We start from the raw sequence: 14,177 nt of genomic DNA on the forward strand, positions 1-14,177 counted from the left end.
CGGAAACGGGTGGGCCGACTGAGGTGGGGGGTGCATGCTTCGCCTCTTGATTTAAGAAGTGAGGTAAGGGGGTGTCAAGAGTCTGGTCCGGACCAACTCTTCTGTGTGCTGGGACGAGTTCGCCGAGAACGCGTGCGAGGGGCAGCGACAACGCATGCGAGGGACGGCGAGGACGTGCGTCAGGCCTTCGCATCGCCGCGACGGGTGCGACGGGTGCGACGGGTGCGATGACGGTCACGCGGATGTACCGCCCGGCCGAGCCGGCGCCCGAGCAGTAGATAACCCACCAGCGCCCCGGCCGTGTTGAGGATGACATCGTCGATGTCGAAGGCGCGCCCGGTGATGAGCGCGCCCTGGACCAGCTCGACGAGCAGCATGACCGCGGCGGTGAGCGCGAGAACGCGCAGGATCCCCCGGGCCGTTGGGGCCAGCACGGGCAGCAGCAACCCGAAGGGCACCCCGAGCAACAGGTTCCCGCCGATCTGCTTGACGGCGTCGCGCAGTTCCGGCTGGGAGAGGTAGGCGTGCAGCGACCGGCCCGGGTGGAGATTGCTGTGGGCCAGCGCCTCCGACGCCGGGGATGGCTCCAGCGTCAGCCGGGCCAGCGCGGCGGCGAAGCCCACCATGGCCACGAAGGCGAACAGCATGGCCAACAGCCGTACGGGAAGCGGCAGTTCCTTCGCCTTCCGCGGCGACGCCGACGTCCGACGCCCGGATTTCGCGGCACGCGTGCGTAACGCCGTACGGACCATGCGATCCTCCCGGTTTCAACTGCCCTCTGGGTAAGGGCGGTTACCCCCGATGGAGGCTTCGATGCCGAGCGGCACGGCCTGTGGGGGCGTTGATTCGGGATCGCGGTTGTGAGACGTGGCCGACCGGGGCGGCGCCGGCCCGGTCAGTCGTTGGTGAGCACCATGCGGAAGCGGGCGGCGCCGGACATCATCTTCCGGTACGCCTGATCGGCCTGGTCCAGCGGCACGGTCTCGATCATCGGCCGGATCCCGTGCAGGGCACTGAAGGCCATGGTGTCCTGCACGTCCTGTGCGGTGCCGGACGAGTGCCCGCGGACGATCCTGCCGCTCATGAGCAGCTGGACCGGACTGATCCCCAGCGGCTCCATGTCCACACCGATGACCACCAGCTCGCCCCGGTGGGACAGCCCGTCCACGGTCGCCGTGATGGCGTCGGAATTGGCGGCCGTGGCCAGGACGACCTTGGCGCCGCCCAGGGACTGCAACGCGTCCGCGACAGTGGTGTCCGCCGTGCTGTCGATGTAGTGGTGCGCGCCGAGCTGCTTGGCGAAGTCGGCCTTGTCGGCTCCACGGGCGATGGCCACGGTCTCGAAGCCCATCGCGGCCGCGTACTTCACCCCGAGGTGGCCCAGACCGCCGATGCCGAGAATGGCGACCAGATCGCCCGGCCGGGCGGAGCTGCGCCGCAGTCCGTTGAAGGTGGTCACCCCCGCGCAGGCCAGAGGTGCCGCATCGGGCGCCGCCAGCGCGTCGGGGATCCGGGCGAGGGCGTCGGCGGGTGCGATCACCGACTCGGCGAAACCGCCGTCGTACGCCCAACCGGGGACCTTCAGGTTCTGGCACACGACGAAGTCGCCCTGCCGGCAGGGCGTGCAGTGGCCGCAGCTGCCGCCGAACCAGCCGACCGCCACCCGGTCGCCCACCCGCCAGCCTCTGTCCTGCATGTCCTCGCCGAGTTCCTCGATGTGCCCGGCGATCTCATGCCCGGGAACCAGCGGGAACCGTACGCCCGGTACCTGGGCGTCGACGAAGACGGAGTCGCTGTGGCAGATTCCGCAGGCGTCCACGGCGACTCGTACGTGACGGGGGCCCGGTTGCGGCACCTCACGCTGGACTATCTCGAACGGACTGCCGGCGGCGGCCACCTGTGCGGCTCGATAAGTGCTCATCGGGATCCCTCCGGGAACGGGAACGGGAACGAGAACGACGGCCCCCCGTACCAGCACACCAGTTCCCGCCCGATCACGCGCGCCGAAGCAGATCGCGTGAACAGTGGGCACGGCCCGGACGTCCCGCCGCTGCGTGACCGGTTTCCCTTCGCGCCGGCAGGGCACTCCGGGCACCAGCCCATTCGCGCGCCGCCGCCTCGCCAGGGCACGGCGATGTTTGGATGGCGCAGCCGATATTTCTGGGCAAAGCGGAGAAAGAGGAGCCCCGGAGGTGGCGTATGAACCTGCGTGCCGCCCTCAGGGGCGCGCTCGAATTCCTCGCGTGGTGGGCCGCTCTCGTGGTGCTGTGGCTGGTCCTCATCAGCACGGTGGACACGCTGGAACTCGTCGTGGGGGTGGCCGCCGCGCTGGTCGGCGCCGTCGCGGCGGGCGGTGCGCGGCGGGCGGTGCGGAGGCGGTGAACGGCTGGACCGTCGCGGCGACGGCCGCGCTCGCCGGGGGATTCGGCGCCACGGTGTGGGGCGTCGCCACCGGGCCGCTGCGGCGCCGGATCGTCGCGCAGAACCTGTCCACGTCGTTGGCCTGCCCCAGCCTGCTGCTCCTCGCGCAGGGCTACGACCGGCCGTCGTACGTCGATCTCGCCCTGGTCCTCGCCCTCCTCGGCCCGGTCGGCACCCTGGTCTTCGCCCGGCTGCTCGCCGAGGATCTGGAGAAGGACCCGCCGAAGGCTCCATGGCTCACGTACGCGGTCGCCGGGTTCGGTGCCGTCGTCGTGCTCGCCCTGTGCGTGGCCGGCGGACCGGGCCGCGCGATGGTGAAGCTCCTGGTCACTGGCGCCTTGCTGATCGGCGGGAACCTCATCGCGGCACGGGCCCTGGCCGGCGGATTCGGGGGGAGCCGCCATGGATGACCCGCTCATCGTCGTGACGCTGCTGTTGGTGGCGGCCAGCGCCACCGCGGCCGTCGCGGTGCGCGATCCCGAGCGCCAGGCCCTCGTCCTCGCGGTCCTCGGCACGGCCCTGGCCGTCCTGTTCACCGTGCTGCAGGCCCCCGACGTGGCCCTCTCCCAGCTGGCCGTGGGCTCCGCCCTGACCCCGCTCCTGTTGCTGCTGTCGGTCCGCAAGGTCCGGCGACGCGGGCGGAAGAAGGACAAGGCCCGGTGACGCGGCGCGTACGGCTGTGGATCCTGGCTGTGGGCGGTACGGGCCTCGCGGCGCTGCTCATCGCCGCCTGTCTGCAGTTGCCCGGCTTCGGCGGCGCGGCACACCCGTACGGGGACCGGGCGGTCCGCGCGTCGCTGGCCCGGCGCACCGCCAACACCATCGCGTCCGTCAACTTCGACCAGCGCGCCTTCGACACCCTCGGCGAGATGAGCATTCTCTTCGCCTCGGTCCTCGGCACGGTCGTGCTGCTGCGCCAGACCCGCGACGAGCGGCGCGCGAAGCCGGAACCCGCCTACGTGGCATTGCCCGTGCGCCGCTACGCGCTGATCGTCCTGCCCGTCGCCCTGCTCACCGGCCTGTACGTCATCGCCCACGGACAGCTCAGTCCGGGCGGCGGCTTCCAGGGCGGCGTGGTCGCCGCGACCGCCCTCCACCTGCTCTATCTCGGCGCCGACTACCGGGCCCTGGAACGGATCCGACCGGTCGGCCTGTACGAGGCCGGTGACGCGCTCGCCGCGTCCGCCTATCTCGTCACGGGTCTCGCGGGGCTCATCGGCGGCGCGGCGTTCCTCGCCAACACCCTGCTCCCGTACGGCACGTTCAACACCCTGGCGTCCGGCGGGACCGTTCCCCTCCTGAACGCGGCCATCGGCATGGAGGTCGCCTGCGCGGTCGTCGTACTGCTCGCCCGCTTTCTGGATCAGGCCGTGGAGATCGAACAGGAGGGCGGGAAGTGATGTCCGTACTGCCGTATCCGGTCGCCGTGTGGATCTTCCTCGTCGGGTGCTACGGCATCGCCACCAGCCGCAACCTCATCCATGCCGTGGGCTGCCTCGCGGTCTGCCAGGCCGCCACCTACGTCCTGCTGCTGGCCGTCGGCTACCGCGACGGCGGCACCGCCCCCGTCTTCTCCGACGTCAAGCCCGGCTCACGGCCCGTGGTGGACCCGGTCGTGCAGGCCCTCGCCCTCACCGACGTCGTCGTCGGCGCCACCGTCACCGCGCTGCTGCTCGCCCTGGTCATGCAGATCTCCAAACGGCACGGCACCGTCGACCCCGACGAACTCTCGGAGCTGCGCGGCTGATGAACCGCCTGCTGCCGCTCCTCGTCGCCCTTCCGCTGCTCGGGGCCGGGCTGCTCGTCGCCGGCGGCCGCCGGCTGCCGCGGGCCGTCGCCGAGACGCTGGGCTGCGTCGTCTCCGCGGGCACGGCGGGACTCGCCGTCGTCCTGCTGCTCAATTCCTCGCCGCCGCTGGTCGAGTGGGTGGGCGGCTGGCAGCCCAAGGAGGGGGAGAGCGTCGGGATCGTCCTCGTCGGCGACGGCCCGGGGCTCGGTATGGCGGCGCTCGCGTCGCTGCTGACCTTGGCGGCGCTGGCGTATTCCTGGCGCTACTTCGAGGAACCGCCGCGCCGCCACGCTGGCTCCTTCCCCGCCCTGATGCTGCTCTTCCAAGGCGGCATGTGCGGCTTCGCGATCGCGGGCGACCTCTTCGACGCCTTCGTGTTCTTCGAGTTGATGAGCGTCGTGGCGTACGCGCTGACCGGCCATCGCGTCGAGGAGGCGAAGGCCGTGCAGGGCGCGTTGACCTTCGGGGTCGTCAACTCCCTGGGCGCGTACGCCATGCTGCTGGGCATTGGGCTGCTGTACGCGCGCACCGGCGAGCTCGCCATGGTGAAGATCGGCCGCGGTCTCGACGAGCACGGCGGGCCCGACGCCCTCACCCTCGCGGCCTTCGTGCTCGTCCTGACCGCCCTGCTGGTCAAGGCGGCGGCCGTGCCCTTCCACTTCTGGCTGCCGGACGCGCACGCGGTCGCGCCGACACCGGTGTGCATGCTGCTGTCCGGGGTGATGGTCGAACTCGGCGCGTACGGCATCTGGCGGGTGTACGGGACGGTCTTCTCCGGGCCCGGCGGGATCCCCGCGGCCGATGTGGAGCGCGCCCTGGTCGTCCTCGGCGTGCTGACAAGCGTGGTCGGCGCGCTCATGTGCTGGTACCAGCGGCATGTGAAACGTCTGCTCGCGTACTCGACGGTCGCCCACATGGGGCTCTTCGTGATCGGCATCGGATGGCTCACGCCCGAGGCGGACGAAGGCGTCGCGCTGTACATCCTGGGGCACGCCGGGGTGAAGGCCGCCCTGTTCGCCTGCACGGGCATCCTGCTCGACCGGTACGGCGGTGTCGACGAACACGCGCTGCACGGCCGCGCCCGGTCGCTGCGCGGAGTCGGCGTGATGTTCGGCGTCGGGGCGCTGGGCCTCGCCGGGCTGCCGCCCTTCGGGACCGGGCTCGGGAAAGCGATCACCGAGGAGGCGGTCGGAGAACCACTCACCGTGGTGTTCGTCGCCGTGTCGGCGGTGACCGCGGCCGCGGTGCTGCGCGTCGCCGCGCGGGTGTTCTTCGGCCTCGGCCCCAGGCCGAAGGACGAGTCGCCGTACGAGACGACCGGCACCGGCGAGGAACCGGAGACCCGGCACCGGCTGAAGCGCGTGCCGGACACGATGACCTCGGTCCCCGCGCTGCTGCTGGCCGCGTCCCTCGCCGTGGGCGTGGCGCCCGGCTTCGCCGAACTGGTGGGGCACGGAGTGAGCGAGGCGGGGTCCGGCGGGGCGATCACCTCGCCGCACTGGACCCTCTCCGGAGTACTCCTCGGCCTCGCCTCCACCGCCCTGGCCCTGGGCCTGGCCGCACTCGCCGTGACCCGCCCGACGCTGCTGGGGGAGCAGCCCTGGACAGGCCCGCTGCGGCGCCTCCAGTCCGGCCACATCGGCGATTACGTCGCCTGGATGCTGGCGGGCGCGTCGCTGCTGGGGGCGCTGGCGCTGCCGGGGATTCTGGGCGGCTGAGCGGGTTGCCCCGCGCGTCGTGCCCCTAGGAACGGACCGACCCTGAACCCGTGTCCGGGCGCGGTCGAACACGCCGGAGAATGTGGGCCGCGTCTCAGAGGCTCGCTGTGGTGTCACACTCCGGCCGTCCCCGCCCTCTTGTTCGCGAAAACCGTCGGAGTCAGAGGGAGACACCCCATGAACATCGTCGTCTTCGGAGCGAACGGACCGACCGGGCGCCTGGTCGTCGAGCAGGCGAGCGCGGCAGGCCACGCGGTCGCCGCGGTCACGCGGCAGCCCGAGAACTTTCCGGTGAGGGGGTCGCGGGTGCGGGTGGTCGAGGCGGACGTGTACGACCCTGAGGCGGTGGAACGCGCCGTGGCCGGTCAGGACGCCGTGATCTCGGCGCTCGGTGTCCCCTACAGCCGTGATCCGGTCAGCGTGTACTCCACCGGAATCACTCACGTCACGCAGGCCATGATCAAGCACGGCGTACGACGCCTCGTCGCCGTGACCTCCACGGTTCTCTTCGGGACACCGGCGCCGGGCGAGCGGCTGCTCTTCCGGAAGGTGCTCGAGCCGGCAGTCGTGCGGTTCATGGGCCGCACGGTGTACGAGGACATGCGGCGCATGGAGGAGATCGTCTGCGCGACCGACCTCGACTGGACGGTCGTCCGCCCGGGCGGCCTGTTCGACGCGGGGGCGGTGAGCGACTACGAGATCGGCATGTCGCGCCTGCCGGGCCGGTATACCGCGCGGGCCGACCTCGCCCACGCGTTGCTGCGGCAGACGGTGGAGGGTCCGCATGTGCGCGCCTATGTCGACGTGCGCACGACGGAGGGGACGCCGAGCTTCTTCGACCTCATCCGGAAGGAGGCCTTCGGCGGCAAGGCCAGGGGCTGATGGTGACGTGCGGGGCGTACTGCGCCTCCGCGAGGTCCGCGACTTCGTCGATGAGCGGGGAGTGGCGGGTGCTGCTCCAGGCGAGGCAGACCTGATGGGGGCCGATGTCCTCGATGGGTACGTAGGCGATGTCGGTACGTGTGTAGTAGGTGGTGGTCGACAGCGGCAGAACGATACTGCGCTATTTCGGGGCGCTGGCGGCGGTCAGCGCCGCGGCACCACACATGCGGCGAGGTGGGTCGATCGTGCTCACCACGGGCATTGCCGCCGACCGGCCGGGAGCCGGCTGGACCGTGGCCGCCAGTATCTGCGGCGCTGTTCAGTCCATGGTGCGAGCCATGGCCGTCGAACTCGCGCCGCTTCGCGTCAACGCGGTCTCACCAGGCGTCGTGCGCTCCCCGCTGTGGTCGCGGATGACCGATCGAGAGCGCGAGGACCTGTACGCGCAGACGGCCGCGTCCTTGCCCGTGGGGCGCGTCGGCGAGACGGAAGACATCGCCCAGGCGTATCTCTTCCTCATGCGGCAGCAGTTCGCCACCGGCACGATCGTGACCGCGGACGGCGGCGCCGTGCTGGTGTGACGACACACCTCTTCCGCCTGCCGATCGCACCTCACCAAGAGAAACTGGGCCGCCCGCCACGCGAAGTCTCACGCGGTGGACGGCCACCCGGCTTCGACGAGACCGGGACAGAAGACTGAAACAGAGGACCGGTAGAGAGGACCGGTACCAGAAACGCACCACACGTCCTAGTCGTTCGCCGCCTTCGCGTAATCCGTTGCCATGCCTCCCGCGAAGTCGTACACGATCACCTGCTCGTCGCCCACGACCCATGCGTCGTGCCCGGGCGGGCACACGAATACATCGCCGGGGCCGACTTCTCCTTCGCCGCCGTCGTCCATGCGGAGGTGCATCCGCCCCTGGACGACATATCCGTTGTGGTGGATCTCGCAGCTCTTGGTCCCCACGATGGGGCCCACCGACTCGGACCAGCGCCAGCCCGGTTCGAAGGTTCCCACGGCGAAGTCGAGCCCGGTCATGTGGACGGCTTCGAGGTGGCCGCGGGGGAAATCACGCCGTTCATCCGGCTTGTCGACCGTCTTGATCTCGAGCATGACGGCTCCCTTCCCTTGCCCCTTCCATCGTCTGCCTGCCCGCAGCGGACTGCCACCCGGCAGGCCACGTCGGCTTCGGCCGCTCAGGCACCGTACGTGACCGTCACGTCCGTGAAGCCCAGAGAACGCAGCAGGCCTTCCAGCATGCCGGTGGTGTTCGCCTCGGCGCGTGAGGTGAGGCGGCTGTCCTTCGCGGCGTCGCCGATGTGCTTGGCCGCGAGCTTCTGGACGGCCCGCTCGTCGTTCGGGTTGTCGGAGAAGATGTCGCCGATCCGGTCGAGGAGACCGCGCTGTTTGGAGACGGCGTAGGAGTGATCGGGGTCGAGCGCGGGTTTGCCCAGCGCCGCGTGCGGCAGGTGGAGCGTGGCGGACGTACGGTCGGCGTTGACCGTCACGTCCTTCTCGCCCAGCGTGCCGAGGTCGACATACGCGTCGACAGTCCCGGCCCCCACGTACAGCGTGCGGGTGCCGCGGATCGCGTCGGGCAGGTACTTGGCGTCCTTCTCCAGGTCCACGACCACCTGGAAGTTGCCAGATGCCGCGTCGTAACGGCTGATGTCCTGGATCGACTTGAGGAGGGCGGGGCCCGACCGGTCGTGCGTCTCGGTGCCGAACACATCGCGCAGCCCCGGCAAGAGGGCCAGCCGCAGCCCGGCGAAGAGCAGCACGAGTACCAGCACGAAAGCGCTGACCACCTTTGCCCAGCCGGGCATGCGCTTGATGGACGTCGTCATGTCGACGGTCCTCCTTTCAACCGTCCGTGTACCCTCCAAGTCCCTTGACAGGCAGCTTTGTTGGCCGATGGAGCAACGACGGGGCAAGTCGGGTACCGATGGACCCCGTTCCGAGCGCAGTTCGCCGTACGCCCAGGGCGCACGGCGTCTGCTCGACGTACCGAATCTGCTGGACGATCCACCGGCATCGGGGCAGGGGCTGGTAGCGCTTCGCGAGGTGTGCCGATCTTGCCTCGTCGTGGGTATGAGGCTTGAGGAGGCGGAACGGCTCATGCAAGCCCTGCAGCAGTTCGTCCGCAACGCCGCGTCGCCAAGGCGCAGCTCGCTGCTCAAGTGGCGAGGATATGTCGCGGGGAATGTCGAATGCATCCGTTCCCGATCGACGTGAAGGTAAAGGCAGCACATCACAGGACTTCAGGAGCAACTCCATCGTGACCGTAACCGCGGATATGGCCATCTCCCTCGACGGCTACGTCGCCGGCACCAACGTCGCCGTTGACAACCCGGGAGGCGACGGCGCCGAGCCGCTCTTCGAGTGGATCCACAACCTGGCGAGCTGGCGGCAGCGCCAGGGCATGACCGGCGGGGAGGAGAACCGCGACTCCGAGCTGATGCGCGAGTGGTTCGATGCCACCGGAGCAGTGGTCATGGGCCGGATGATGTACGACACGGGCGAGGAGTTCTGGGGTGACAACCCGCCGTTCCGGGCCCCGGTCTTCGTGCTCACCCACCGCCCCCGGCCGGCCCTGGTCAAGGAGGGCGGCGGCTTTTCGAGGGACTGGGCGCCGGGCGGCGGAACCTCGAGCCGGTCCGGGTGGTCGACACGCCCCTCGCCACCCACCTGAAGTACCGCTTCGTGAAGTGACCCGCACGGATTGAGCCTGGCCCCGGCAGCCCGGTACTGCTGCCGGGGCCGAGGGCTCGCGCGGCGGCCTGACCATCGAGCTCCACCTCGCGGTCGCCGCCTCCGGGCATGTCCTGGCCGCCGTGGTCAACGCTGGGCAGCGCGCAGACGCCCCGGTCTTCACCGAGGTCGTGGATCGCATCCCGGCTCCGCTCAACGACTTCTGGAACAGACTCAGCGCAGCGCCCGAAGGAGGCGGTCGCCCGATGCGCGCGACCACCACACCCCCTCTCCATGCGTCAGCCCCGGCAGCCGCAGCTCCATGTCCCGCACCTGCCGGGCCGGCAGCTCACCGGTGACCAGCCAGGCGGTGCGCCCTCCGGTCGTCTCCTTGAACTCCGCTCCGCTGGCGGCCAGTTGGGCTGTCACCGGGGCCAGCGCGTCGAGCGGGAGCTCCACCTCGAACGCGTGATACGGCTCGTACACCCGTGTTCCCGCCCGCTCCAGGGCGCGGCGCAGCACGAGCGGGGTGAGTCCGCGGAAGTCGGCGGCCGTGCTGATCGGAGCGGCGAATCCGGAGCGGACGAGCGTGACCCGGTAGTCCGTCACCGGCCATCCCCGCGGACCGGTGAGCAGGGTCGCGTGGACCGTTTCCTCGATGGCCTGGTGGAACGCCCGCGGCAAGGCGCCGAGTTCGGTCTCGTAGGTGAAGACACCGCCACAGCCGCGCGGTCCCGGCTCGATACGCAGCCCGACCGTGGCCCAGAACCCGGTGTGCCCGTGGCGCTGGATCTCCTCGTACGCCTCACCCGTGCCGTCCGGCCGCTCCAGGAACCGCACCCGGCTCGGCTCGAAGTCGGCCTCGATGCCGAAGTCCTGGGCGAGCGTGGCCGCGAGGACCTCCTTCTGGACCTCGCCGTAGAGCAGCAGCGCGGTGCTGCCGGACACGGCCGGCCTGGCGTGCATCAGCGGGTCCTGGTCGGCCAGCGCGAGGAGGGCGGAGCGCAGCGGGGCGGCCTGGGCGGGGTGCTTGGCCCGTACCAGCGTCTCCAGAGTCGGGGTCGCGAACTGCGGTGCGCGGTCGGTGACTTCGCCGAGCCGGTCGCCGACGCGGATGCCCGCGACGCCGCGCAGCGAGGCGATGTTTCCCGGGGTGAGGGAGGTGGTTCCGGGCTGCCCGATCACTTCCAGTCCGAGCGCCCGGCCGGGCACCCGCGTGGTCCGGCCGTCGGCCTCGCGGCGCAGGAACGTGAGCCGTTCGCGGCGCGTCACCTCACCTTCGTACAGACGCACGTACGCCGTCCGCTCGCCGCCGGGTCCGGGCCGTACGGCGAAGACCGTGCCGCGTGGTTCACCGGAGCGGGGGACCGTCGGGCGGGGCATCAGCCGGACCACCGCCTCGACCAGCTCGGCTACGCCCTGTCCGCCGAGCGCCGAGCCGAAGAGGACCGGATGGACGGAGCCGTCGGCGGTGTGCGCGGCCAGCGCGGCCCACAGGTCGTCCGGCGTGGGCGGCGGGCCGTCCACGAGCGCGGCCAGGATGCCGGAGTCCACCTCGGCGAGCGTGCCGGCCGCGAGGTCGTCGAGCGGGCGCGGCAGCACGCGGGCGATCCCGGTGCCGATGTCCGTCACGCGGGCGAGCGGCACGACGTACGGCGTGAGGCGGCGCCGGATGTCGTCGAGGAGCCCCTCCTCCCGTGCGCCCGCCCGGTCGATCTTGTTGACGAAGACGAGGGTGGGCAGGCCGAGCCGCCGCAGGGTCTTCATCAGGACACGCGTCTGTGCCTGGACGCCCTCGACGGCGGAGAGCACCAGCACCACACCGTCCAGGACCTCCAGAGCCCGCTCGACCTCGGCGATGAAGTCGGAGTGCCCGGGGGTGTCGATCAGGTTGATCTGTACGTCTCCGACGCCGAGTACGTCACGGACCGTGAAGGCGGCGACGGCCGAGCGGATGGTGATGCCGCGCCGCCGCTCGATCTCCCCGTCGTCCGTACGGGTGTCCCCGGCGTCGACGCTGCCGAGCCGGTCGATGGCGCCGCCGTCGAACAGCAGCCGCTCGGTGAGGCTGGTCTTACCCGCGTCGACGTGAGCCAGAATTCCGATGTTCAGTGCGTGCATGCGTGGTCGAGTCCTCGAGAACAGTCGTCCGGTGGGGGCGCTGGGAAGTTCCGAGGAATCGGCGCATTCCGTTCTCCTGAATTCGAGGGGGCACTGGCACCGTCATGATGGCGTGGTCCGGGTGACTGTCCGCAACCGGATTTCCCCCCGGTCGAGTGGCCGAATGGTGCCCAGTAGCATGAAGCACGCACCCCGGGTCGATCATGCCAACCGGCGACGCAACCCGGTTCGATCATGCAAGGAGCGGTCGTGCGTGACATCGCCGTGTTCAGCGGAAGTGCCCATCCCGAGCTGGCGGCCGAGGTCTGCGCGCATCTCGGTGTGCCCCTCAGCCCGACCCGGGTCAGCCGGTTCGCCAACGACTGCCTGGAAGTGCAGCTCCAGGCCAATTGCCGCGAGCGCGATGTCTTCCTGATCCAGCCGCTGGTCACGCCGGTGCAGGAGCACCTCGTCGAGCTGCTGATGATGTGCGACGCGGCGCGCGGCGCGTCCGCCGGGCGGATCACCGTGGTCATGCCGCACTACTCGTACGCCCGCTCGGACAAGAAGGACATGCCGCGGATCTCGATGGGCGGGCGGCTCGTGGCGGACCTGCTGGTGGCGGCCGGGGCGAGCCGCGTCCTCGCCATGACGCTGCACTCGCCGCAGGTGCATGGCTTCTTCTCGGTGCCGGTCGACCACCTGCACGCCCTGCGGGAGCTGGCCGCGCACTTCCGCAGTTACGACCTGTCGCGTACCACGGTGGTGTCGCCGGACCTGGGCAACGCCAAGGAGGCGGCGGCGTTCGCGCGGCTGATCGGCGCCCAGGTGGCCGCCGGTGCCAAGCAGCGGTTCGCCGACGACCGGGTGAGCATCAGCGCTGTCATCGGCGACGTCACCGGGCGCGATGTCATCGTGCTGGACGACGAGATCGCCAAGGGCAGTACGGTCCTCGAACTCCTTGAGCGGTTGCGGGAGTTGGGGCCGCGGTCGATCCGGGTCGCCTGCACTCACGGCCTGTTCGCCGCCGGCGCGCTCAAGCGGCTCACCGAACAGCCCGACATCCTGGAAATCGTGTGCACGAACACCGTGCCGGTCCCGGTCGCGGACCACACGGAGAAGCTGCGCATCCTGTCCATCGCCCCGGCGCTCGCCGAGGCCGTGCGGCGCATTCACAACGGCGAGTCCGTCAGCGCCCTGTTCGACGCTCCGCAGAGCGAATAGACAGGAAGGAGCGGAACTTCCTGCCCGTTGGCTCGGGCAGGAAGGCGGCGCAGCGCGCACCGGGTAGGAGGTGCGGCGCTCGGCCGGCAAGCCGCGAAGCAACGCTCGGCGTCACCCAGGTGATCAGGAGGGCTTGCAGTGGCGAAGGCGAAATTCCAGCGGACCAAGCCGCATGTCAACATCGGCACCATCGGTCACATCGACCACGGTAAGACGACGCTGACCGCGGCCATGACCAAGGTGTTGCACGACCAGTTCCCCGACCTGAACCCCTACACGCCGTTCGACCAGATCGACAAGGCTCCCGAGGAACGCCAGCGCGGTATCACGATCTCGATCGCCCATGTCGAGTACCAGACGGAGAACCGGCACTACGCCCACGTCGACTGCCCGGGGCACGCGGACTACATCAAGAACATGATCACGGGCGCCGCGCAGATGGACGGCGCGATCCTGGTCGTCGCGGCGACCGACGGGCCGATGCCGCAGACCAAGGAACATGTCCTGCTGGCACGCCAGGTCGGCGTCCCGTACATCGTCGTCGCGCTCAACAAGACCGACATGGTGGACGACGAGGAGATCCTGGAACTCGTCGAGCTCGAAGTGCGCGAGCTGCTCACCGAGTACGAGTTCCCGGGCGACGACGTCCCAGTCGTACAGGTCTCCGCGCTCAAGGCCCTCGAGGGCGACCCGAAGTGGAGTGCGTCCATCCTCGAACTCCTCGCCGCGATCGATGAGTTCGTGCCCGAGCCGGTACGCGACGTCGACCGGCCCTTCCTGATGCCCATCGAGGACGTCTTCACCATCACGGGCCGCGGCACGGTCGTCACCGGCCGCATCGAGCGCGGTGTGCTGAAGGTCCACAGCGAGGTCGAGATCATCGGCATCCACGAGCAGAAGACGAAGACCACCGTCACCGGTATCGAGATGTTCCGCAAACTCCTCGACGAGGGCCGGGCGGGGGAGAACGTCGGACTGCTGCTGCGGGGCGTGAAGCGCGAGGACGTGGAGCGCGGGCAGGTCGTCATCAAGCCGGGCTCGGTGACCCCGCACACGGAGTTCGAGGCACGCGCGTACATCCTGTCCAAGGACGAGGGCGGCCGGCACACGCCGTTCTTCGACAACTACCGGCCGCAGTTCTACTTCCGTACGACGGACGTGACCGGAGTGGTGACCCTCCCCAAGGGCACGGAAATGGTCATGCCGGGCGACAACACCACGATGCAGGTGCAGTTGATCCAGCCCATCGCCATGGAGGAGGGGCTGAAGTTCGCCATCCGCGAGGGTGGCAGGACGGTCGGGGCGGGGCAGGTCACAAAGATCCGGAAGTAGTCACCGGGGGCCGGAAGCG

At 70.1% G+C, this 14,177-nt stretch carries 16 protein-coding genes; 11 read left to right on the top strand and 5 right to left on the bottom strand.

Going from position 1 to position 14,177, the window contains the following annotated elements:
- Positions 1 to 179 precede the first annotated feature (179 nt).
- Positions 180 to 752 carry a VanZ family protein gene (locus ACZ4RZ_RS18930; RefSeq protein WP_467745939.1) on the bottom strand — a complete coding sequence of 191 codons (573 nt, stop codon included), beginning with the start codon at positions 750 to 752 and terminating at the stop codon, positions 180 to 182.
- Between the two features lie 143 nt (positions 753 to 895).
- Entirely contained in the window at positions 896 to 1,921 is a 1,026-nt protein-coding gene (locus ACZ4RZ_RS18935; RefSeq protein ID WP_467745941.1) for an alcohol dehydrogenase, read from the bottom strand.
- Positions 1,922 to 2,199: 278 nt separating this feature from the next.
- On the opposite strand from ACZ4RZ_RS18935, the gene ACZ4RZ_RS18940 reads away from it, so the two are divergent.
- The 8 genes from ACZ4RZ_RS18940 to ACZ4RZ_RS18975 all read left to right on the top strand — a co-directional run bounded on the left by ACZ4RZ_RS18940 (position 2,200) and on the right by ACZ4RZ_RS18975 (position 7,391).
- A complete protein-coding gene (locus tag ACZ4RZ_RS18940) occupies positions 2,200 to 2,382 on the top strand; it encodes a hypothetical protein (protein WP_467745942.1) in 183 nt (60 codons plus the stop codon).
- Positions 2,379 to 2,831: a monovalent cation/H+ antiporter complex subunit F gene (locus tag ACZ4RZ_RS18945; protein ID WP_467745944.1), complete on the top strand. Its 453-nt coding sequence runs from the start codon at positions 2,379 to 2,381 to the stop codon at positions 2,829 to 2,831. The genes ACZ4RZ_RS18940 and ACZ4RZ_RS18945 overlap by 4 nt, the downstream gene beginning before the upstream one ends.
- Entirely contained in the window at positions 2,824 to 3,084 is a 261-nt protein-coding gene (locus ACZ4RZ_RS18950; protein WP_467745946.1) for a hydrogenase subunit MbhD domain-containing protein, read from the top strand. The genes ACZ4RZ_RS18945 and ACZ4RZ_RS18950 overlap by 8 nt, the downstream gene beginning before the upstream one ends.
- A complete protein-coding gene (locus tag ACZ4RZ_RS18955) occupies positions 3,081 to 3,821 on the top strand; it encodes an MnhB domain-containing protein (protein ID WP_467745948.1) in 741 nt (246 codons plus the stop codon). Before ACZ4RZ_RS18950 ends, ACZ4RZ_RS18955 begins: the two co-directional genes overlap by 4 nt.
- On the top strand, positions 3,821 to 4,168 hold the full coding sequence (locus ACZ4RZ_RS18960) for a sodium:proton antiporter (protein ID WP_467745950.1): 348 nt from the start codon (positions 3,821 to 3,823) through the stop codon (positions 4,166 to 4,168). The genes ACZ4RZ_RS18955 and ACZ4RZ_RS18960 overlap by 1 nt, the downstream gene beginning before the upstream one ends.
- Complete coding sequence (locus ACZ4RZ_RS18965; protein WP_467745951.1) at positions 4,168 to 5,928, top strand: complex I subunit 5 family protein; 1,761 nt, start codon at positions 4,168 to 4,170, stop codon at positions 5,926 to 5,928. Before ACZ4RZ_RS18960 ends, ACZ4RZ_RS18965 begins: the two co-directional genes overlap by 1 nt.
- Before the next feature lie 177 nt (positions 5,929 to 6,105).
- Positions 6,106 to 6,810 (top strand): NAD(P)-dependent oxidoreductase, encoded by a 705-nt coding sequence (locus ACZ4RZ_RS18970; protein WP_467745953.1) that lies wholly within the window; start codon positions 6,106 to 6,108, stop codon positions 6,808 to 6,810.
- A 152-nt stretch (positions 6,811 to 6,962) separates the two neighbouring features.
- Entirely contained in the window at positions 6,963 to 7,391 is a 429-nt protein-coding gene (locus ACZ4RZ_RS18975; protein ID WP_467746463.1) for an SDR family oxidoreductase, read from the top strand.
- 167 nt (positions 7,392 to 7,558) lie between these two features.
- Here the strand turns inward: ACZ4RZ_RS18975 and ACZ4RZ_RS18980 are convergent, their stop codons facing one another.
- Positions 7,559 to 7,924, bottom strand: coding sequence for a cupin domain-containing protein (locus ACZ4RZ_RS18980; RefSeq protein WP_467745954.1), 366 nt, complete (start codon positions 7,922 to 7,924; stop codon positions 7,559 to 7,561).
- 83 nt (positions 7,925 to 8,007) lie between these two features.
- Positions 8,008 to 8,658 carry a DUF4230 domain-containing protein gene (locus tag ACZ4RZ_RS18985; RefSeq protein ID WP_467745955.1) on the bottom strand — a complete coding sequence of 217 codons (651 nt, stop codon included), beginning with the start codon at positions 8,656 to 8,658 and terminating at the stop codon, positions 8,008 to 8,010.
- A gap of 431 nt (positions 8,659 to 9,089) precedes the next feature.
- Here ACZ4RZ_RS18985 and ACZ4RZ_RS18990 point away from each other — a divergent pair, with 431 nt between their 5' ends.
- Entirely contained in the window at positions 9,090 to 9,503 is a 414-nt protein-coding gene (locus ACZ4RZ_RS18990) for a dihydrofolate reductase family protein (RefSeq protein ID WP_467745957.1), read from the top strand.
- Between the two features lie 233 nt (positions 9,504 to 9,736).
- Here ACZ4RZ_RS18990 and otr(A) read toward each other — a convergent pair whose 3' ends face one another.
- Positions 9,737 to 11,623: a tetracycline resistance ribosomal protection protein Otr(A) gene (gene otr(A) / locus ACZ4RZ_RS18995; RefSeq protein ID WP_467745959.1), complete on the bottom strand. Its 1,887-nt coding sequence runs from the start codon at positions 11,621 to 11,623 to the stop codon at positions 9,737 to 9,739.
- Between the two features lie 249 nt (positions 11,624 to 11,872).
- Between otr(A) and ACZ4RZ_RS19000 the strand changes: the two genes are divergently transcribed.
- Both ACZ4RZ_RS19000 and tuf read left to right on the top strand, forming a co-directional pair.
- Positions 11,873 to 12,826 (top strand): ribose-phosphate diphosphokinase, encoded by a 954-nt coding sequence (locus ACZ4RZ_RS19000; RefSeq protein WP_467745960.1) that lies wholly within the window; start codon positions 11,873 to 11,875, stop codon positions 12,824 to 12,826.
- Positions 12,827 to 12,964: 138 nt separating this feature from the next.
- Positions 12,965 to 14,158 (top strand): elongation factor Tu, encoded by a 1,194-nt coding sequence (gene tuf, locus ACZ4RZ_RS19005; protein WP_467745961.1) that lies wholly within the window; start codon positions 12,965 to 12,967, stop codon positions 14,156 to 14,158.
- The last annotated feature ends 19 nt before the right edge of the window (positions 14,159 to 14,177 follow it).

The organism is Streptomyces sp. NPDC027189 (genome assembly GCF_055566975.1).